Origin of the sequence: Geminicoccus sp., assembly GCF_036263595.1 — a bacterium.
Lineage (GTDB): Bacteria > Pseudomonadota > Alphaproteobacteria > Geminicoccales > Geminicoccaceae > Geminicoccus.
On sequence record NZ_DATAGQ010000242.1, the window covers coordinates 1 to 19,224 of the forward strand.

A 19,224-nucleotide genomic window follows, 5' to 3' on the forward strand; every position below is an offset into this window, starting at 1 on the left:
GTGCACCTGAAACACGTTCTTCGCTACATCGAGGCCAATCCGGACCACTTGCATCGCCAATCTCCATTGGGCGGAACTGCTCTTATTGCGCTCGGAAGGTCAGCAACGGGAGCAGAGGGCGTCCACCCCATTTCGACTGGCTTGGCCTGCTGGCCATGGCAGCCTTCCTGGGCTCCATGGAGTATGTCTTTGACGAAGGCCCCCGCTGGGACTGGCTGGAGGACGAGACGGTCCGCTATGCCTTCGTCATGGCCGTGGCAGCCGGCATCTTCTTTTTCTGGCGGGTGCTCAGCTACCGCCAGCCGATCGTCGATCTGTGGGCGTTCCGCGATCGCAACTTCGCGATCGGCTGCACGCTGAGCTTCGTGCTGGGGATCGGCCTGTATGGCTCGGTCTATCTGCTGCCACTCTTCCTGGGCAGCGTGCGTGGCTATAACGCCTTGCAGATCGGTCAGATCATGTTCGTGACCGGCCTGTTCCAGTTCATGTCGGCACCGATCGCGGGCATTCTCAGCAAGAAGCTGGAGCCGCGCCTCATGCTGGCGCTGGGCCTCTCCTTGTTCGGCCTCGGCGTCTATCTCAATCACTTCGTGACCAACCAGAGTTCATTGGGTGAACTCTTCCTGCCGCAGGCGATCCGCGGCGTGTCCTTGATGCTTTGCTTCCTGCCGATCAACACCCTCGCCCTCGGCACCCTGCCACCGGACAAGATCAAGAACGCGTCGGGCCTCTACAACCTCATGCGCAACCTGGGCGGAGCCATCGGCCTCGCGATGATCAATACAGTGATCGATCATCGCATGGCCCATCACATGCGCCATCTCCTCGACCAGCTGACGCTATCCCGCAACGTGGTCACCTCGACGCTCGACGCGATGAGCGGCCGGTTCGCCGATCTGCTCACGACCGATCCCGACAAGGCGGCCCTCCGCTCGCTGATCGGGATGGCCCAGCAGGAGGCGAGCGTGCTCACCTATGCAGATGCCTTCCTGCTGATGTCGTTCGTGTTCTTCGCGGCCCTGCTGCTCATGCCGCTCGTGCATCGGCCCAAAGCCGCCGGAGCGCCGGCCGAGGCGCACTAGCGGCATACCAGAGGTCGGGCCGAGATCAGTTCCCGTAGGGATCGAAGCTGAAGTACTTCTTGGCGATCGTCATGTAGGTGCCGTCGTTGCGCATCGACACGATCGCCTCGTCGACCTTGACCTTCAGGTCGGGATCATGACGGGGAACGATCACGCCGATACCTTCGCCGAACCAGCGGCGATCGTTGTAGGGCGGGCCGGTGAACTCCAGCTTCTTGCCGTGCTTACCCTTGATCGCCGTCTGCTGCAGCGACCATGCATCGGCCAGGATCACATCGACCTTCTTGTTGACCAGGGCCTGCACCATCTCGGGCAAGGTCGTGTACCGCTCGATCGTCGCGACCTCGGTGAACTGGGACGTCACGAACTGGTCGTGGGTCGTCTTCGCCTGGACGCCGATCGTCTTTCCCCGCAACGACTTCCAAATACCCTCAACCTCATCGCCTTTGCGACGAAGGAACATGGCAGGCGTGTGATAGTAACGCTCGCTGAACATGATGCCGCGACGGCGGCGTCCGTCAGTGATCGAGGTGGATGCCACGACCATGTCGGCTCTGCGCTTGTTCACGGCGTCCAGAATCTGGTCCCAGGTCACCTGCACCTTGGTGCATTTCACCTTCAGGCGCTTGCAGATCTCATCGGCCATGTCGATGTCAAACCCTGACAGCTTTCCCTTCTTGTCGACGGTACTGTAGGGAGGATAGCTGCCGTCCACGGCGATCTTCAGGTTCTGGGTGGCGGCGTGAGACAAGGCCGGCAGGGCCATGACGAAGGCAATGGCGATCGCGGACAATCGATAGCGCATGGTTAGGGAACCCGTTGACGGATGAGCATCGCACGGATGCCCCGCCGTCCCACGCTGGTCAACCCTTGAGATTGCCTGAGAGGAACTGTCGTACACGCTCGGAGCGAGGCGCCCCGAAGAAGGAGGATGGCGGACCCTGCTCCTCGATCCTGCCCATGTGCAGAAAGATCACGTCGCTCGCGACCTCACGTGCGAAGCCCATCTCGTGGGTGACCACGATCATGGTGCGACCCTCCATCGCGAGGTCACGCATGACCTTCAGGACCTCGCCTACCAGTTCCGGGTCCAGCGCTGAGGTAGGCTCGTCGAACAACAGCACGTCCGGCTCCATCGTCAGCGCCCGGGCGATCGCCGCACGCTGCTGCTGACCACCGGAGAGGTGCGAGGGATAGGCGTCACGCTTATCCCAGATGCCGACCTTGTTCAGGAGCGCCTCCGCCCGGGCCATGGCCTCCTTGCGTGGCAGCTTGAGCACGTGGATCGGCGCCTCGATCACGTTGTCGAGGATGGACATGTGGGACCAGAGGTTGAACTGCTGGAACACCATGCCGAGCCGTGTGCGCAGCCGTTCCACCTGACGACGGTCGGTCGACCGCAGCTTGCCGGTCTTGTCGGCCACCAGGCTGATCTCCTCGCCGCCGACGATGATCCGGCCGGAATCCGGCATCTCGAGGAGGTTCAGGCAGCGCAGGAAGGTGCTCTTGCCCGAACCTGACGATCCGAGCATGGCGATCACGTCGCCCTTGTTGGCCCGAACCGAGACGCCCTTGAGGACTTCCAGCGCCCCGAACGTCTTGTGGATGTCCTGCGCGACGAGGGCTTGGTGCGATTCGCTCATCGGCGAGGGGCCGGCTCCTGGTTTCAGGGTGAAGCGTGAGGGGCGCCCGGACATGCGTCAAGCCGTTCCGTCCTTGGGATTCGCACAACGATCTGTACTTCCATCACGAAGAACTTTCTCCATCCTCTAGCCGTACAATCTATGATCCGCCATCGTCGGCACACGCAGCAAACCGGTTCCATGGAGGCCGGAAGGCGGGATGTCGGGCGTACCGGCCAGGCGGAGATCAGGTCGGCCGAGAGAGGAGATGCTTCATGACGTACAGCTTGCCGCAAAAATTGCTCGCAGAGTTCATTGGCACGTTTGCACTGATCTTCATCGGCGCCGGAGCAGGCGCGGTGATCGGGGGCGGCACGGGAGGCTTCGCCGGCATCATCGCGATTGCCTTTGCGCACGGCCTTGTCATCCTGACCTTCGCCTATGCCTATGGCGCCATTTCCGGCGGCCACTTCAACCCTGCCGTGACGGTCGGCCTGCTCACCGCCGGCGAAATCAGCGTATCCGACGCGGTCGCCTATATCGTCTCCCAGCTGCTGGGCGGCATTGTCGGCGGGCTTCTGCTGCTCATGGTCCTGGGTGGCGCCGAGACGGGTCTCGGCAAGCCTGGGCTGTTCTCCGGCCAGATCGGCACCGTGACCGTCACGGTGAGCTGGTTCGCGGGCTTCGTGATCGAAGCAGTTCTCGCGTTCTTCCTGGTCAACACCATCCTGAATACGGCCGTGGCTGGCCGTGGGGGCGACCTGGCGCCGGTCGCCATCGGCTTCACGCTGGTGCTGAACATCATCACGGGCGGAATGCTCACCGGTGCGGCCTTCAACCCCGCCCGGGCGCTGGGACCGATGGTAGCGACCGGCGACTTTTCGAACTTCATCCTCTACATGATCGCCCCGCTGGTGGGTGCCGTCGTCGCCGCTCTTCTGTACAAGGGCGTGTTCAGCCCGAAGCGCTGATCCGGCGTCAGGATACTGCCAACTTGCGATCCAGCTCGGCCAGCCGAGGGACCGCCACGACCTGGAGGGACCTCTGCCGGCCGCGCACCTCGAACAGCGTCGGCTCGAACGGCGGCTCGATTCCGGCCAGGCGAAAAACGTCGGCCGAAATCACCGCTTCGGCGCCGAATTCCTTGCAGGCTGTTTCCAGCCGGCTCGCAACATTCACGACGTCGCCGATCACGGTCAGGCCGATCGTCTGTCCCCAGCCCAACTCGCCCAGGATGACGTTACCCGCATGGAGCCCGACCCCCAGGCGCAACGGCTCCTTGAGCTCTCCTCGCATCTCGGCCGAGATCCGCTCGAGACCGACCGAGATCGCCTTGGCTGCATTCAGGGCCGCCCGCGCCCCGGCCTCAGGGCCGTCATCCAGACCGAACAGGGCCATGACCCCGTCGCCGATGAACTTGTCGACGCGGCCTCCCATCCGCTCGACCACCTGGCCCGACAGGGCGAACCAGCGGTTCAGGAGAAAGACGACGTCGTAGGGCAGATGCTGCTCGGAGATGCGGGTGAACCCCCGCAGGTCGGCGAACATGACGACCAGTTCGCGCTCCGTGCCCTGGCCAGGATCCATTGGCCGCCGGACCTCGTCGGCCGCTCGATCGACGGCGACGAGTGGGGTGACCTGCAGGGTATGGGTTGGCCGGATCTGGCAGGCGAGGCGAACATCGGGCTGGGCCTGGATCCGAGCTAGCACCCGGGCTTCCGATCCGGATGGGCCGGACAGTCGCTCAAGCCCGCGTGAGACCCTGACGCGGCAGGTCGAGCAGCGTCCGCGGCCGCCGCAGACCGACGCATGGGGAAGCCGTGCCGACCGGGCTGCCTCGAGGACAGTGGAACCCTTGGGCACCCGCACGATCCGGTGGTTCGGGAACTCGATCTCGACCGAACCGGTGCGGGCGATGACGATGCGCCGCCCGAGCCTGTAGAGCGCGGCGATCGCGATCAGCCCGTAGAAGGCCAGGAGGAGGTGATCCTCCAGCCGATAGATCCAGGCGCGCTCGGCATTGCCGCCCCAGTTCTGGACCTGCCGCAGGCCAGCGATCCAGGCAGGATCGGCCTGGGCGCGTGCGGCCACTTCCCGCGCACCTTCGAGCATGCCGAAGAAGGCCAGCGTCGGGAGCAGCACGGCGAGGGTCAGGAAGATTGGCTTCGCCTGGCCGTACCAACGCTCCAGTTTCAGCCAATGATGCACGCCGATGCAGCCATGGACCCAGACGACCAGCAGCAGTTCCGTCTGCCGCTGGATGCCGCCCGGCCAGAGCAGATTGAGCAGATAGGCGTAGCTGTCATCCAGGCCCTGGACATAATGCAGCACACCGGTGCCCAGCACGTGAATGGTCAGATAGTAGGGGATGATCAGGCCCGATGCGATCTGCAGCCAGTCACCCGCCGATATGCGCAGCGTCCGACGCTGCCAGACCTTGCGCAGACCCAGCACCGGATGCACCAGGAAGGCACCGAACAGGATCCATTCGAGCGGCGAGCGCCACACCGCCAGGAAGACCACCCGCCCCAGTTCCATCGCTTCGAGGGATACCAGCCCCAGCGCGTGGTTCATCAGGTGCGTCAACGTGAACAGGAACAGGACGAGCCCCGAATAGAGGCGCAGGCGGCCGGGTTCGATCAGCGCCGAGGTGCGTGCCATCTTCGTGCCCGCTTTGGCCAGCTTGTCGTCTTCCTGCTACGAGAGTGCGCACGCAGCGATCAGGGAACGACCCATGGACCACTTCGATCGTATATGGGTCAACGTCCATCTTGCGACGATGACGCCGGACGCAACAGAGCGTGGTGAAATACGGGACGGTGCCCTGGCGGTCCGGGACGGCAGGATCGCCTGGATCGGTCGTCGCGCGGATCTTCCCGACATGCCAGTCATGGAGGTGCATGATGGCGCCGGGGCATGGCTGCTGCCAGGCCTGATCGACTGCCACACCCATGCCGTGTTCGCGGGCGACCGTTGCGGCGAATTCGAGGAGCGGCTCGAAGGCGTGCCCTATGTGGACATCGCCAGGCGCGGCGGTGGCATCCGGCGCACGGTCGAGGCCACGCGGGCAGCCGACCTTGAAGCCCTGGTCGCCCTCGCCCGCCCGCGTCTCGCACGCCTTCTGGCCGAGGGTGTCACCACTGTCGAGATCAAGTCCGGCTATGGCCTGGAGACCCAGGCGGAGCTGCGGATGCTGCGGGCGGCACGAGCACTTCAGCGGGCGGCCGACATGTCGGTGGTGACCAGCTTCCTGGGCGCGCATGCCTTCCCGGTCGATCTGCCACGCGCCGACTATGTGGATCTGGTCTGCGGGCCGATGCTCGACGCCGTGGCGGCCGAGGGCCTGGCCGACGCGGTCGACGGCTTTTGCGAGGGCATCGCCTTCTCGCCCGCCGAGACCGAACGGGTGTTTCAGGCGGCCAGGGCCAAGGGTCTTCCGGTGAAGCTGCACGCCGACCAGCTGTCCGACACGGGCGGCGCCGCGCTGGCGGCCCGCTTCGGCGCCCTGTCCTGCGATCACCTCGAGTATACGAGCGAGGCTGGCGTGCGTGCGATGGCAGAAGCCGGCACGGTCGCGGTGGTCCTGCCTGGTGCCTTCTACATGCTCCGCGAAAAGCAGTTGCCGCCGATCGACCTGTTCCGCCGGCACGGGGTGCCGATGGCCGTGGCCACGGATGCCAACCCCGGCAGCTCGCCGATGCTCTCGCCACTCCTCGCCATGAACATGGCCTGCATCCTGTTCGGTCTCACGCCCTACGAGGCGCTCCAGGGTATGACGGTCTATGCGGCGCGTGCGCTGGGCCTCGAGAAGGACCGTGGCACGCTCGAGGTGGGCAAGCGGGCCGACCTCACCCTGTGGCGGATCAGCAGGCCAGCGGAGCTTTGCTACTGGCTGGGCTTCGGGGACAGGCTGCTGGTCGAGCGGGTTGTGGCCGGCAGGCCTTCAGCCGCCACCCGGCGCGGGCTTGGCTGACGCCTGCAGGGCCTGGTCGATCGCGGCAGTGATGGACGGGTCGTCCGGCTCAGTGCGGCTGCCCCAGGCTCCGCGCGGCAGACCGTCCGGTCCGATCAGGATCTTGTGGAAGTTCCACCTGGGCTCCGCCTCCGGCCCCAGCGTGGCGACGAGCCAGCGGTAGAGCGGATGGGCGTCCGTGCCACGGACATGCTCCTTTTCGGTCATCGGGAAGTCGATGGCGAAGTTGACCTCGCAGAACTCCTTGATCTCGCCGCTGGTACCGTACTCCTGCCCGCCGAAGTCGCCCGACGGGACGCCCAGCACGACCAGGCCGCGCTCCCTGTTCTGTTCCCAGACCGCCTGCAGCCCCTCGTACTGGTAGGTGAAGCCGCACATCGACGCCGTGTTGACCAGCAGGACCGGCCGTCCCGCGAACTCCTGCAGCGGCAGCGCCCCGCCTTCGATCCGGGTCAGGGAGAAGTCCCAGGCCGTCTTTTCGGCAGCGGCGGCCGGCGAAAGCATCGCCAGGAGCAGCAGGGCTGCAGCCGGGATCAACGAAGAGTTGCTTGCCATGGCGAGTGTCCTTGTTGCGGCTGTCCCACCTATCCTACGGCGAACGCGACCAGGGCGATGCCGATTCCGACCACAATCAGGCCGAACGCCAGCTTGGCGCTCCGTTCGCGCATGGCCGGGCTCATGCGGAAGACCGCAGGCGCCAGCCAAACCAGGATGGCCAGGGATGCGATGACCGGGAAGACCTGCTCGTAACCCATCCGCGCGCCCGCTCTTGACGTCTCCCCCGCATGTCGCTCCGAAGAGGGCTGGGGGCAAGGCATGCGGATCATGCAGATCGTGGCCGACGGACGGCCAGGGGGCGGGACGAGCGTGGTTCTCGACCTTTGCCGCGGCTTGCGCGCGCGCCATGGCCACGACGTCGTCCTGGCGAGCGCGCCGTCGAGCTACGTGCTGGAAGCAGCGAGCCAGGACGGGATCGAAGTCCATCACCTCGACCTGTGGAGGGGCCGGCTGGATCGCCGGGCACCGGCCGCGTTGAAGGCGCTCTTGGACCGGGTCAGGCCCGACCTTCTCCATGCCCATGGCAGCCGGGCAGGGCTGGCGGTCGCACGGAGCCTGGACCGGCCGAACGGCCCGCCGTTCGCCTATACCGTCCATGGCTACCACTTTGCGACCAAGGCCTGGCCGCACAAGCTCGCCGCGGCCATGGCCGAATGGCGGATCGGACGGCGGGCCAGTGCGGTCACCTGGGTCTGTGCGGCCGATCGTGCCTTGGCGGCCGCCTGGCGGCTCGACCCAGGACGCGCCGTCGATCAGGTGGTCTATAACGGTCTGGATATCGCCTCCCTGCCGGCTGTGGCCGCGGCCGATCCTGGGCTCGTCGCGTTCCTGGGCCGGCTGGTGCCGCAGAAGAACCCCGAGCTGGCGGTCGACCTCCTGACCCGGCCGGAGCTGGGCGATGCGCGCCTGGTGATGATCGGCGGCGGACCTCTGGAGGGCGCGCTTTGGGCACGGGCACGCGCGGCGGGCGTGGACGGCCGGCTGCGGATCACCGGGCCGTTGGAGCGTGGCCAGGCACTGGCGGAACTGGCACGGGCGGCAGTCCTGGTGCTGCCTTCGCTCTGGGAAGGCATTCCGGTGGCGCTGGCCGAGGCGATGGGGATCGGCGTGCCGGTGGTGGCTGCCTCGGTGCGTGGGGTGCCCGAGCTGGTCGAGCACGGCGTATCCGGGCTGCTGCGCAGCGACCCACACGACCTGGAAGGGTTCGCGCACGATGTCGGGCGGATCCTGAGGGACCCGATCCTGGCCGGCACAATGGTCCGGCATGCCCGTGCAGCCGTGGCCGAACGCTGTCGCCTGGAAGGCATGGTCGATGCGTATCACGAACTGTACCTGCGAATATGCAACCACGTCACGGGTGCAAGGTTGTAGTTCGCGTAGTGCTTGAGACCTCTAGCACTAAAGGCGTGCGCGCTCTAACAGATCGCGCATCGAAGCTTGCTTCCGGTATCGATGGTCGTCGCCGCGGCCCGATATCGGCGGGTGATGAACGGCATGGCGTCAACGCTCGAACGGTTCGAAGTCGCGGCACGTTCACGCCGGTCGGCCCGGGAGGCATGGTTCTTCCCGCTTCTGGACGCCACCCTGTTCGCGCTTGCCTTCTGGTGCACGCGCTGGCTGGTCGCGCACTATAGCGTCGAGGAAGCCCTGCCACCGGTCCTGCTCGGCCACATGTCCGCCGATGAGCGACCCTGGGTTTATGCTGCGCTGACGATCGCGGCCGTGGGGACCTTTTGGCGTCTCGGTCACTACGCAAGGCGGCGGCCCTTCTGGCTGGAGGTCGGCGACATCCTGTCCGTGCTGGGCGTGATGGCGCTAATCGACGCTGCCAGCCTGTTCCTGTCTCGCACGGAGATGTCCCGCCACTGGTTCCTGGCGAACTGGGCCTTCCTGGTCCTCGCGATCCCGCTGACGCGCATGGCGGCCAAGCACGCGCTGATGGCGATGGGGGCCTGGCGGCGGCCGACCGTGATCGTCGGCATCGGGCCGAATGCCGTGGACGCTGCCTCTGCCCTCTGGTCGGAGCCGATGCTGGGCTTCGAGCCGATCGCCTTCGTGGTGCCGCCCGGCAGCGACGCGCCGCGCAGCCTGAAGGTCGAGGACGGGGACCTGCCGGTCCTGAACACCCTGCCCTGGCCGGGCCTGCTCCCGCCAGAGCTGGGGACCCCGCATGTCGTGATCGCCCTCGAACTTGGCGAGGCGGAGCGCCATGCCAGCCTCGTCGAGCGGATCGCCCTGGGCTCCCGCTCGGTCGACGTGGTCTCGCCCATCCGTGGCCTCCCGGTCGCCACGGCGAGCGTCCCCCATTTCTTCAGCCACGACGTGCTGGCGCTGCGCCTGCACAACAACCTGGCCAGCGCCTGGAACCGGGGCATCAAGCGCGCCTTCGACCTCGTCATGGCGTCGATCCTTCTCGTCGTCCTGTCGCCCTTGTTCGCCTGGATTGCGTTGCAGGTACGGGAGACCGGCCGGGGCGTGGTGTTCGGCCATCGGCGGATCGGGCGGCGCGGCCAGCCCTTCATCTGCTACAAGTTCCGCACCATGGTGCCCGATGCCGAGGAACGGCTGCGCGAGCTGCTGGAGCGTGACCCCGACCGGCGTCGGGAGTGGGAGGAGCGGCAGAAGCTGGAAAGCGACCCGCGCATCACCTCGATCGGCCGCTTCTTGCGCCAGACCAGCCTGGACGAGCTGCCGCAGCTCTGGAACGTGCTGCGCGGCGACATGAGCCTGGTAGGACCGCGTCCGGTCGTGTCCGAGGAACTGGCCCGCTACGGCGACAGCCTGCCCTATTATTTCGAGAGCACGCCCGGCCTGACGGGCCTCTGGCAGATCAGCGGCCGCAACGACATCGACTACCGCCGCCGGGTCCACCTGGACTGCTGGTACGTCAAGAACTGGTCGGTCTGGTACGACCTGGTGATCCTCTTGAAGACGATCCCGATCGTGGTGTTCGGGCGCGGGGCCTACTGAGGCATCGCCGGTCCAGCTCGGGTTCGTTCGTGCACATTCGACGCGACGATGCGCCGGGACGGCGGCTGGCCGTCGGTCCCCCGCCTGCGCGGCAGGTGACGGACCAGGGCGGTGCCTCGGGTTCGTTCGTGCAGTTTCGCTGCGGGCGAGCAGCTGGCTCGGGTTCGTTCGTGCAATGCCGGATGGCAGGGAAGACAACAACATGCCCGGAATCCTGCAGACGGAGGATGGCTGCAGGATAGCATGGATAGGTTGGCGGTCCTAAACCTGTTGGCGGGCGATCAGAACAGCTGGGTCATGATGGCGATGATGGCGATCAGGCCTACGGCATAGGCGACCGTGCGGATGATCGTGATGCCGGCAAAGTAGCTGCCGGCGTGGACGAGGCGGGCGATCAGGAAGACGATGGCCGCACCGGCGGTGACGCCATTGTTGGCGCCGATGACATGGGCGGTCAGGATGACGATCGCATAAGGGACCAGGTTCTCGATCAGGTTCTGGTGGGCGCGCAGGCCGCGGCCGGCGGCACCGGTCGGCGGCGGCAGGCCCTCGCGGTTGCCGAGCAGGGGACCGGAGCCCACCTGCTTGACCCGCAGGCTGCCGTAGAAGGCTGGCATGACCAGGGCGAGGATGGCCAGCGCCACCAGGGTGAACAGTTCGGTCGTCACGGGCGGCTACTCCTCGGCCAACAAGGGCAGGGCCGGCGGCTCCTTCGAAGGACGCCGGCGGGTCTTCACGGTGCCACGGTCGAACAGGCCGGCCTGGTTGCCCCAGACATCCCAGCCGGGACGGCTGTCGCGTCCGAACATCTCGAGATAAGGCCCCTCGCAGAGCTGCTCGATGCGTTCGCGAACCTCGTCCGGTTTGCGCGAGTGCTCACGGCGCGGCGCCACCACCAGCCGCTTCACCGCGCCCGATTTTCGCCTGGGCTTGCCGCGGGTGGCGAGCAGGCAGAGCTCGGGATTGGCGCGGGTCCAAAAGCCCATGCCGGTGAAGAAGCCGGGGCCGGTGCGGTTCTGCTTCGTCCAGTGGAAACCCACCGTCTTGTACGTGAAACCCCAGGACCGGATCACGTCCAGGCCGCGCGGCAGGAGGGGGTCGGTGACCCACATCAGCAGAACGGCGTCCTTCGCGGCCCAGTCGGCGACCGGCAAGGCGGCGATGCCGTCCAGGGTCAGCGTGTCGTAATGGGCCTCGGCGCTGCGGGCCTTGCCGCGCTCGGACCAGGTGCCGAAGGTCCAGGGCGGGTCGGCATAGATGGTGCGGTACTCTCCCGCCCTTGGCGGCGGGTCCGGGTTCATCGGCCGGCGTCTTTCGCGACGCCGTCGACGGAAACCCAGCCGCCCGACTTGGCGGACAGGAGAATCGCGTCGACCGTGGCCTGGATTTCAGCGGCCTCGCGGAAGTCCGGGACACGTTGCCCCGCGGCACCAGTCAGGGTGCGGACGATCTCCGCGACCTCGATCGTCTTGATGTCGTTGAAGCCCAGCTGGTGGCCGGGTGCCGGGATGAAGCCGGCATAGTCCTTGTGCGCGGGCGTGGAAGGAATCTCGATCCAGCCATCGGTCACCGGCGAGCGGCCGGTGACGTAGAGCTTCAGCTCGTTCATCCGCTCCATGTTCAGGCAGATCGAGCCCTTGGAGCCCACCAGCTCGAACGCGAGGTACATCTTCCGCCCCGTCGCGACCCAGGACGCCTCGATGGTGCCCTTGGCGCCGTTGGCAAAGCGCACCAGGGCTCGGGCCTGATCATCCACCTCGACAGGGCGGCGGCCGCCTTCCCGGGTCGGGCGTTCCGCGACTACCGTATCGACGTCGGCACAAAGCCGCTCGATCGGGCCTACCACGTAGCGGGCAAGGCTGATGATGTGGCTGCCGAGGTCGGCCACCGCCCCTGCCCCGCCCTTTGGATCGAGGCGCCAGGTCCACAAGGACTTTGGGTCGGTCATGTAGTCTTCGGCGTGGATGCCGCGGAAGTTCCAGACCTCGCCGATCTCGCCGCTCTGGACGATCTCGCGGGCCAGCTCCGTGAGCGGGTTCCGGAGGTAGTTGAAGCCGACGAAGGTCGGCACCCCCGCAGCTTCCGCTTCACGGGCCAGCGCGAAGGCGGTCCGCGCGTCGGGCGCCAGCGGCTTCTCGCAATAGAGCGGCTTGCCTGCCGCGATCACGGCTCGGCACATCGGTGCGTGGAGGATGTTGGGCGTGGTGACGTCGACCAGGTCCACGGCCGGGTCGGCGACCAGCGCTTCCCAGTCGCCGGTGGAGCGGGCGAAGCCGAAGCCGGCGGCGGCCTTGCCGGCCGTGGCGGCATCTACATCCGCCAGCAGTTCGAGATGTGGCGTCACGTCGAGGGGAGAGGTCGATCCCGAGGCACGCCAGGCCAGCGCATGGCTACGGCCCATGAAGCCCGAACCGATCAGGCCGATGTTCAGACGGTTCACGTCAGGACCTCCCGGTTGACCACCACGCCCGGGTCGAGCTTGCCGTCGATGCCCGCCAGGACGTTCACAGCGGATTCGATCGCCATGCGCAGCATCGCCTCCGCGGTCACGCCAGCCGTGTGCGGGGTGAGCAGGACGTTCGGGGCCGCCAGGAGCGGGTTGCCGGGTGCCGGCGGCTCCTGGTCGAACACGTCCAGGCCGGCGCCGCGCAGGTGGCCGCTGGCAAGCGCCTCGGCCAGGGCCCGCTCGTCGACGATGCCCCCGCGCGCCGTGTTCACCAGCACGGCTCCTGGGCGCATGCGCGCGAGCATGGCGGCATTGAACAGGTTCACGGTGGCAGCCGTGCGCGGCAGGTGCAGGCTGACGAAATCCGCATCGCCCAGCGCCGGCTCCAGCTCCTCGACCTTGCGGCAGCCCTCGGGCGCCTCGGCGAAGGGGTCGAACACGTCCACCGTCATGTCAAAGGCCAGGGCCCGGCGGGCGAGTTCGCGGCCGGTGCGGCCGCAGCCGACCAGGAGCACGCGCCGCCCGCCAAGCTCGATGGCGTGGTTGCCCAGGCGCCAAGCCCAATTGCCGGAACGCAGGGCCTGCTCGTGCTCGCGTCCACGCTTGGCCAGCTCCAGCATCATCCAGAAGGCGTGCTCGGCTACCGACACGGCGTTGGAGGTGGCGGCGATGGCGAGCGGGATCCTGCGCTGGACGAGATAGCCGACATCCAGGTTGTCGTAGCCGACGCCGTGGCGGGAAACGACGCGCAGGTTGGGCGCCGTGTCGAGCAGGTCCGGCGGCATCTTCATCGTGCGGACCAGCAGGCCGTCCGCCTTCGGCAGCAGGGCGCGCACGGCCTCCGGGTCGCCCTCGTCGATCCGGTCGAAGGTGACGTCGGGCCGGGCGCGCAGGACAGCTAGCCCTTCCTCGACGACGCGGCCAACCACCAGGACATGCGGCATCAGTAGGTCCCGGACGAGGCACCGGGTGCCGGGCGGTCCTTCATGGCGGCGGCAACATTGGCAGCCTCGATCGCCACGAAGCGGGCGTCGGAGCCCACGGTCACGAGGTCGTAGCCGGCCTCGATCATCTTCTTGGCATAGGCGGCGGTGCCGTTGTGGATGCCGGCCTTCAGGCCATGCGCCTTCACCCTTGCGATGATGTGCCTGATCGCATCCACCACGGCCGGCTCCTCCGGGTCGAAGCGGGGCGTGTAGCCGAGCGATGCCGCGAGGTCGGAGGGGCCGACATAGACGGCGTCCAGGCCGGGTACGCTCAGGATGTCGTCCAGGTTCGAGAGCGCCTCGCGGGTCTCGATCATCGCGAAGGAGACGATCTCGTCGTTGGCCCATGTCGGATAGCTGGGCCCGTAGGCGTAGAGCGACCGGATGGGACCGAAGGAGCGCGTACCCTTGGGCGGGTAGTTCATCACGGAGACGAACGCCTCGGCCTGGGCGCGGGTGTTCACCATCGGGCAGATCACGCCCATCACGCCGGCATCGAGCATGCGCTGGACGATGCCAGGCTCGTTCCAGGGCACCCGGCACAAGGGCACCGTCGATGTGGTGGCGACGGCCTGGAGCATGGTGATGGCGGTCTGGTAGTCGGCCACGCCGTGCTGGAGATCGACGGTCAGGGTGTCGAAGCCCTGGTGCGCCATGATCTCGGCGGAAAAGGAGGACGGGATGGCGAGCCAGCCGTTTAGCGCTGCCTTGTTGTCCGCCCAGATCTGCCGGAGCCCGTTGGGCTTCATGTGCTCAGTCCCACTGGAGGTCGATGGTCTTGCCGGACTTGAGCGCCTGGAGCGCCGCATCCGCAAGGATGAGCGCGCGCCTGCCGTCCTCGAAGCCCACGGGCACACGTGCGCCGTTCTCGATCGCGTCGATGAAGGCGTCGAGTTCGGCGGTGTAGGCCTCGGCGTAGCGCTCGATGAAGAAGTCGAGGAGCGGGTCACGCATGTCGGTGTGGTCGGCGCCATAGCGGCGCACGGTGGTGGCACGGCGGTTGTCCGCCTGCAGCATGCCCTTCTCGCCGAACGCCTCGACGCGCTGGTCGTAACCGTACACGGCGCGGCGGGAGCAGTTGATGTGGACGAGGGCGCCCGATGCGGCCTTGAGGGTCACCATCGCGGTATCGATGTCGCCGAGCTTGCCGATCTCGGGATCGACCAGGACCGAGGCCATGGCGGAGACGGCCATCGGCTCCTCGTCCAGCATGAAGCGGGCGAGGTCGAAATCGTGGATCATCATGTCGCGGAACAGGCCGCCCGAGACCTTGATGTAGGCGGCCGGCGGCGGGCCCGGGTCACGCGAGGTGATGACGAGGAGTTCCAGCTTGCCGACCTCGCCCGACGCGATGCCGTTCTTCACCGCCTTGAAAGAGGGGTCGAAGCGGCGGTTGAAGCCGATCTGCACGATCGGCTGATAAGGGGCGATCTCGGCCCGGCAGGCATCGACCTTCGCGATGTCCAGGTCGATCGGCTTCTCGCACATGATCGCCTTCTTCGCCTTGGCCGAGCGGGTGATCAGGTCGACATGGGTATCGGTCGAGGAGGCGATCAGGACGGCGTCGACCTCGCCGCTTTCCAGGATCTGATCGACGTCCTTGGCGGCCGTGCAGCCATGCTTGCTGGCGACGGCATCGGCGGCCGCCGGAACGACATCGTAGACCATGCTCAAGGTCGCACGCGGGTGCCGCGCGGTCGTGTCGGCATGCATGCGCCCGATGCGGCCACAGCCGAACAAGCCGAAACGGACCATGATGCCTCCCTGTTCTTTCTCGTCCGCCTGCAGGTCTAGCAGCGCTCAGGTCGAAGCGGGAGGCTTCGGATCGATCGGCACGCGGCCGGCCAGGCCGAACAGGTCCTCGATGGCCGCGGCCTGCTGCAGCAGCCCCGCCTCGCCGCGCGGGCGGCCGACCAGCTGCAGGCCGACCGGCAGGCCTGAGCGTGTGAAGCCGCAGGGGATCGACATGGCCGGCAAAGCGGTGAGCGTGATGGCGTAGGCGATCGCGACCCAGTCGATATAGGAGGGGAAGCGGTATCCGTTCAGCTCGGCCAGGTAGCGGATGCCGTGGGTGAAAGGCGGCACGATCGCGGCAGGTGTCAGCAGCAGTTCATGGTCGGCCAGGAAGGCGGCGGCGTGGCGCTGCAGATCGCCGCGGGCGCGGGCGGCCTTGCCGATGGTGCCGGCATCGAGCGAGAGGCCCTTCTCGATGTTCCAGATCACCTCCGGCTTGAGCTTGTCGCGGTGGTTTTCCAGGAGAGGCCCGCTGTTCGTCGCATATTGGGCGGCGCGCAGGACGGTGAAGGCCTCGGTGGCTTCGCGAAAATCCGGAGTGGCCTCGGCCACGGCGATGCCGGCCTGGCGCAGCTTCTCGACGGCCGTGCCGCAGACCTCGGCGACCTCGGCATCGACCGGCGTGATTCCGCCAAGGTCGGTCGAGAAGGCGATCCGTGCAGGCAGGCGCGCCGCCGCCGCGGCGCTGGCATAGGTGCCGGCCGGCACGGGAAACGACAAAGGATCGCGCGATTCGTGGCCGGCCATCACGTCCAGGAACAGGGCGAGGTCGCGGACGTCGCGGGCCATCGGGCCGTCGACGGCGAGGGTCTGGAACGGGTCCGGCTGCGGGCCGGTCGGGACCAGGGCAGGTGACGGGCGGAAGCCGACGATGCCGCAGAACGAGGCGGGCGTGCGGAGCGAGCCGCCCAGGTCGGAGCCCGTGGCGAGCCAGGCCTCGCCGGTGGCTAGGGCCACGGCCGAGCCGCCGGAACTGCCGCCAGGGGTGCGGCCGGTATCCCACGGGTTGGAGGTGACGCCGAACACCTCGTTGAAGGTGACGGCGCCGGCGCCGAACTCGGGTGTGTTGGTCTTGCCGAGCACGATGCCGCCGGCCGCCTCGATCCGCTCGACCGACACGTCGGAACGCTCCGGCACGTGGTCTTGCCAGATCGGCGAGCCATAGGTCGTGCGGACGCCCTGGACGTCGACCAGGTCCTTGACCAGGACGGGCAGGCCGGCAAGCGGCCCGCGCCGGTCCGGGGGCAGGCTCTCCAGGCGCGCCGCATGGGCCAGGGCACGCTCGCGGCACAGGGTCGGGACGGCATTGACCAGGGGATCGACGGTGGCGATGCGGGCCAGGGAGGCCTCGATCGCGTCCACGGGCCGGACGTCGCCACGCCGCAGGGCCGCCACCATGTCGCGCGCGGACCGGCGCCAGAGTTCTTCCATCGTGCTCGCGTCCTCCTGCGTCCAGCCGTGCCGCAGAGGGGCGCAAAATGCAACGGGGCCGGTCGATCGACCGGCCCCGCACTACGGCATCGAGACGAGCAGACGGCTCAGTGCACGTCCGACCAGACCTTGCGCATGTAGAAGTACAGCAGGACGGAGAGGATGAGGAGGAAAAGCATGACCTTGATGCCGGTCTGCTTGCGTTCCTCCATCTTCGGCTCGGCCAGCCAGGACAGGAACTGAGTCACGTCCCGGGACATCTGGTCGACCGATGCCGTGGTGCCGTCGTCATAGGTCACCTGGTCGGGGGACAACGGAGGCGGCATGCCGATCTTATGGCCGGGGAAGTAGGTGTTGTAGTACTGGCCTTCCGCCACCTCCTCGCCGGGAGGTGGGTCGGCATAGCCTGTCAGGAGGCTGTAGAGGTAGTTGTCGCCGTCCTGCCGGGCCTTGGCCATCAGCGACAGGTCCGGCGGCAGCGCACCGCCATTGGCCGCGCGGGCGGCGTTGTCGTTCGGGAACGGCGCTGGCATGCGGTCGGAGGCACGGGCCGGGCGCTGGAACATGTCGCCGGCATCGTCCGGACCGTCCTGCACCTCGTACTTGGCGGCGATCGCCTTGACCTCATCCTCGTTGAAGCCGATGTCGGCCAGCGAGCGGAAAGTCAGGTACTTCGCGGCGTGGCAGCCGTGGCAGACTTCCTCGTACACCTTGAAGCCGCGCTGCAGCGCCGCACGGTCATACGTGCCGAAGACGCCAGCATGCGGCCAGTCTTCCTCCTTCAGTTCCACCGTGTCGTGGCGGATCTCCAGTTCCTGGTTCACGTCGGCCGTGTGCTCGGCACCAGGCGGCGAGGCCGGGGCGGCACCAGTCATCTCGGTCTGCTGGCCGCTGCCGGCCTCGCCGCCTTTGTCGGCGGTGCCTTCCAGGGTCTTCTTCTCCTGGTCGTTGGCGGGCACGTTCTCCTGGGCAACGGCCATGCCGGTCCAGAGCAGGCCCGCGACCAGGGCCGCGGAGAGCTTCACGAAGGTCATCAGGTCACTCCGCCGGCTGAGCAGCAAGATCGCGCCGCAGCACGGGGGTACCGATGCTGTCCGGCAAGGGTAACGGACGCTCGAACCGGCCCAGCAGCGGCAGGATCACGAGGAAGTGAGCGAAGTAGTACAAGGTCGCGAGCTGGCCGATCAGCACCACGGTCGGCGTCACCGGCTGACCGCCGACCCAGCCCAGGACGATCCCGTCGATGACCAGCAGCCAGAACACCCAGCGATAGATCGGGCGGAAGCTGGCGCTGCGCACGCGGCTGGGATCCAGCCAGGGAACCACGAACAGCACCGCGATGGAGCCGAACATGGCGATCACGCCCATCAGCTTCTCGGTGATGCCGATGAAGCTCAGCGGGTAGAGCACGATGAACAGGCTGTCGTACACGGTCGAGCGCAGGATCGCGTAGAACGGCAGGAAGTACCATTCCGGCACGATGTGCGCGGGCGTGATCAGCGGGTTGGCCGGAATGTAGTTGTCCGGATGGCCCAGCACGTTCGGGTTGAAGAACACGAAGTAGGAGAACACCAGCATGAACACGGCAAGGCCGAAGATGTCCTTTACCGTGTAGTACGGGTGGAAGGGGATCTTGTCCTTGGCGGACAGGTCGATGCCGACCGGGTTGTTCGAGCCGTTCACGTGCAGGGCGGTCAGGTGCAGGAACACCACGCCGACCATGACGAATGGCAGGAGATAATGGAGCGAGAAGAACCGGTTGAGCGTGGGATTGTCGACGGCGAAACCGCCCCACAGCCAGGTCACGATCGGATCGCCGATCAGCGGCAGGGCGCCGAACAGCGAGGTGATGACCTGCGCACCCCAGAAGCTCATCTGACCCCAGGGCAGCACGTAGCCCATGAAGGCCGTGGCCATGGACAGGAGCAGGATCACGACGCCCAGCATCCACAGGAGCTCGCGCGGCATCTTGTAGGAGCCGTAGTAGAGCGCCTTGAGCATGTGGATGTAGAGGATGACGAAGAACATCGAGGCGCCGTTGGCGTGCGCGTAGCGCAGCAGCCAGCCATAGTTCACGTCGCGCATGATGCGCTCGACGCTGTCGAACGCCATCACGGTGGCCGGCGTGTACTGCATCACCAGGACGATGCCCGTGACGATCTGCAGCATCAGCACGATGCCCGCCAATGACCCGAAGTTCCACCAGTAGTTCAGGTTTCGAGGCGTCTGATAGATGACGGCGTCGTTGTACAGCGCACTGACGATCGGCAGACGATCATCGATCCAGCGGAGAAGCCCGCTCTTGAAGACTACTTTTCCGGAGCCCGCCATCTTCGTCCCTTTGCTCCCGGACCGACCTCCC

Annotated in this window: 19 protein-coding genes; 5 read left to right on the forward strand and 14 right to left on the reverse strand. The window is 66.9% G+C overall.

Annotated elements, in window-relative coordinates; genetic code table 11:
- The first annotated feature begins 65 nt into the window (after window positions 1-65).
- Window positions 66-1,082: a DHA2 family efflux MFS transporter permease subunit gene (locus VHL31_RS26030; protein ID WP_329664236.1), complete on the forward strand. Its 1,017-nt coding sequence runs from the start codon at window positions 66-68 to the stop codon at window positions 1,080-1,082.
- A 25-nt stretch (window positions 1,083-1,107) separates the two neighbouring features.
- Here VHL31_RS26030 and VHL31_RS26035 read toward each other — a convergent pair whose 3' ends face one another.
- Both VHL31_RS26035 and VHL31_RS26040 read right to left on the reverse strand, forming a co-directional pair.
- Window positions 1,108-1,887: a transporter substrate-binding domain-containing protein gene (locus VHL31_RS26035; protein WP_329664164.1), complete on the reverse strand. Its 780-nt coding sequence runs from the start codon at window positions 1,885-1,887 to the stop codon at window positions 1,108-1,110.
- A gap of 58 nt (window positions 1,888-1,945) precedes the next feature.
- Window positions 1,946-2,725: an ABC transporter ATP-binding protein gene (locus VHL31_RS26040; protein ID WP_329664165.1), complete on the reverse strand. Its 780-nt coding sequence runs from the start codon at window positions 2,723-2,725 to the stop codon at window positions 1,946-1,948.
- Window positions 2,726-2,979: 254 nt separating this feature from the next.
- Here VHL31_RS26040 and VHL31_RS26045 point away from each other — a divergent pair, with 254 nt between their 5' ends.
- Window positions 2,980-3,675 (forward strand): aquaporin, encoded by a 696-nt coding sequence (locus VHL31_RS26045; RefSeq protein WP_329664166.1) that lies wholly within the window; start codon window positions 2,980-2,982, stop codon window positions 3,673-3,675.
- A gap of 7 nt (window positions 3,676-3,682) precedes the next feature.
- On the opposite strand, the gene VHL31_RS26050 is transcribed toward VHL31_RS26045, so the two are convergent.
- Window positions 3,683-5,365 carry an adenylate/guanylate cyclase domain-containing protein gene (locus VHL31_RS26050; RefSeq protein WP_329664167.1) on the reverse strand — a complete coding sequence of 561 codons (1,683 nt, stop codon included), beginning with the start codon at window positions 5,363-5,365 and terminating at the stop codon, window positions 3,683-3,685.
- A 73-nt stretch (window positions 5,366-5,438) separates the two neighbouring features.
- Between VHL31_RS26050 and hutI the strand changes: the two genes are divergently transcribed.
- Window positions 5,439-6,677, forward strand: coding sequence for an imidazolonepropionase (gene hutI / locus VHL31_RS26055; protein WP_329664168.1), 1,239 nt, complete (start codon window positions 5,439-5,441; stop codon window positions 6,675-6,677).
- Here hutI and VHL31_RS26060 read toward each other — a convergent pair.
- Together VHL31_RS26060 and VHL31_RS26065 are read right to left on the reverse strand one after the other, a co-directional pair.
- The gene (locus VHL31_RS26060; protein ID WP_329664169.1) at window positions 6,648-7,232 is read right to left on the reverse strand and encodes a glutathione peroxidase; all 585 of its coding nucleotides are present in this window, start codon (window positions 7,230-7,232) and stop codon (window positions 6,648-6,650) included. The two genes, hutI and VHL31_RS26060, sit on opposite strands and share 30 nt — an antisense overlap.
- 29 nt (window positions 7,233-7,261) lie before the next feature.
- A complete protein-coding gene (locus VHL31_RS26065; protein WP_329664170.1) occupies window positions 7,262-7,432 on the reverse strand; it encodes a hypothetical protein in 171 nt (56 codons plus the stop codon).
- Window positions 7,433-7,502: 70 nt separating this feature from the next.
- On the opposite strand from VHL31_RS26065, the gene VHL31_RS26070 reads away from it, so the two are divergent.
- Complete coding sequence (locus VHL31_RS26070; protein ID WP_329664171.1) at window positions 7,503-8,606, forward strand: glycosyltransferase family 4 protein; 1,104 nt, start codon at window positions 7,503-7,505, stop codon at window positions 8,604-8,606.
- A gap of 123 nt (window positions 8,607-8,729) precedes the next feature.
- Window positions 8,730-10,205, forward strand: coding sequence for an undecaprenyl-phosphate galactose phosphotransferase WbaP (wbaP, locus tag VHL31_RS26075; RefSeq protein ID WP_329664172.1), 1,476 nt, complete (start codon window positions 8,730-8,732; stop codon window positions 10,203-10,205).
- Between the two features lie 281 nt (window positions 10,206-10,486).
- On the opposite strand, the gene VHL31_RS26080 is transcribed toward wbaP, so the two are convergent.
- The 9 genes from VHL31_RS26080 to VHL31_RS26120 all read right to left on the reverse strand — a co-directional run bounded on the left by VHL31_RS26080 (window position 10,487) and on the right by VHL31_RS26120 (window position 19,193).
- Window positions 10,487-10,873 (reverse strand): MAPEG family protein, encoded by a 387-nt coding sequence (locus VHL31_RS26080; RefSeq protein ID WP_329664173.1) that lies wholly within the window; start codon window positions 10,871-10,873, stop codon window positions 10,487-10,489.
- A 6-nt stretch (window positions 10,874-10,879) separates the two neighbouring features.
- Complete coding sequence (locus tag VHL31_RS26085) at window positions 10,880-11,506, reverse strand: MT-A70 family methyltransferase (RefSeq protein WP_329664174.1); 627 nt, start codon at window positions 11,504-11,506, stop codon at window positions 10,880-10,882.
- The gene (locus VHL31_RS26090) at window positions 11,503-12,645 is read right to left on the reverse strand and encodes a Gfo/Idh/MocA family oxidoreductase (RefSeq protein ID WP_329664175.1); all 1,143 of its coding nucleotides are present in this window, start codon (window positions 12,643-12,645) and stop codon (window positions 11,503-11,505) included. Before VHL31_RS26090 ends, VHL31_RS26085 begins: the two co-directional genes overlap by 4 nt.
- On the reverse strand, window positions 12,642-13,595 hold the full coding sequence (locus tag VHL31_RS26095) for a hydroxyacid dehydrogenase (RefSeq protein ID WP_329664176.1): 954 nt from the start codon (window positions 13,593-13,595) through the stop codon (window positions 12,642-12,644). Before VHL31_RS26095 ends, VHL31_RS26090 begins: the two co-directional genes overlap by 4 nt.
- Window positions 13,595-14,386, reverse strand: coding sequence for an HpcH/HpaI aldolase family protein (locus VHL31_RS26100; RefSeq protein ID WP_329664177.1), 792 nt, complete (start codon window positions 14,384-14,386; stop codon window positions 13,595-13,597). The genes VHL31_RS26095 and VHL31_RS26100 overlap by 1 nt, the downstream gene beginning before the upstream one ends.
- 4 nt (window positions 14,387-14,390) lie before the next feature.
- A complete protein-coding gene (gene iolG / locus VHL31_RS26105; protein WP_329664178.1) occupies window positions 14,391-15,392 on the reverse strand; it encodes an inositol 2-dehydrogenase in 1,002 nt (333 codons plus the stop codon).
- A 45-nt stretch (window positions 15,393-15,437) separates the two neighbouring features.
- Window positions 15,438-16,862, reverse strand: a complete 1,425-nt coding sequence (locus tag VHL31_RS26110; RefSeq protein WP_329664179.1) for an amidase — start codon at window positions 16,860-16,862, stop codon at window positions 15,438-15,440.
- A gap of 107 nt (window positions 16,863-16,969) precedes the next feature.
- Window positions 16,970-17,896: a cytochrome c1 gene (locus VHL31_RS26115; RefSeq protein ID WP_329664180.1), complete on the reverse strand. Its 927-nt coding sequence runs from the start codon at window positions 17,894-17,896 to the stop codon at window positions 16,970-16,972.
- A 4-nt stretch (window positions 17,897-17,900) separates the two neighbouring features.
- Entirely contained in the window at window positions 17,901-19,193 is a 1,293-nt protein-coding gene (locus VHL31_RS26120; RefSeq protein WP_329664181.1) for a cytochrome b, read from the reverse strand.
- Between the last annotated feature and the right edge of the window lie 31 nt (window positions 19,194-19,224).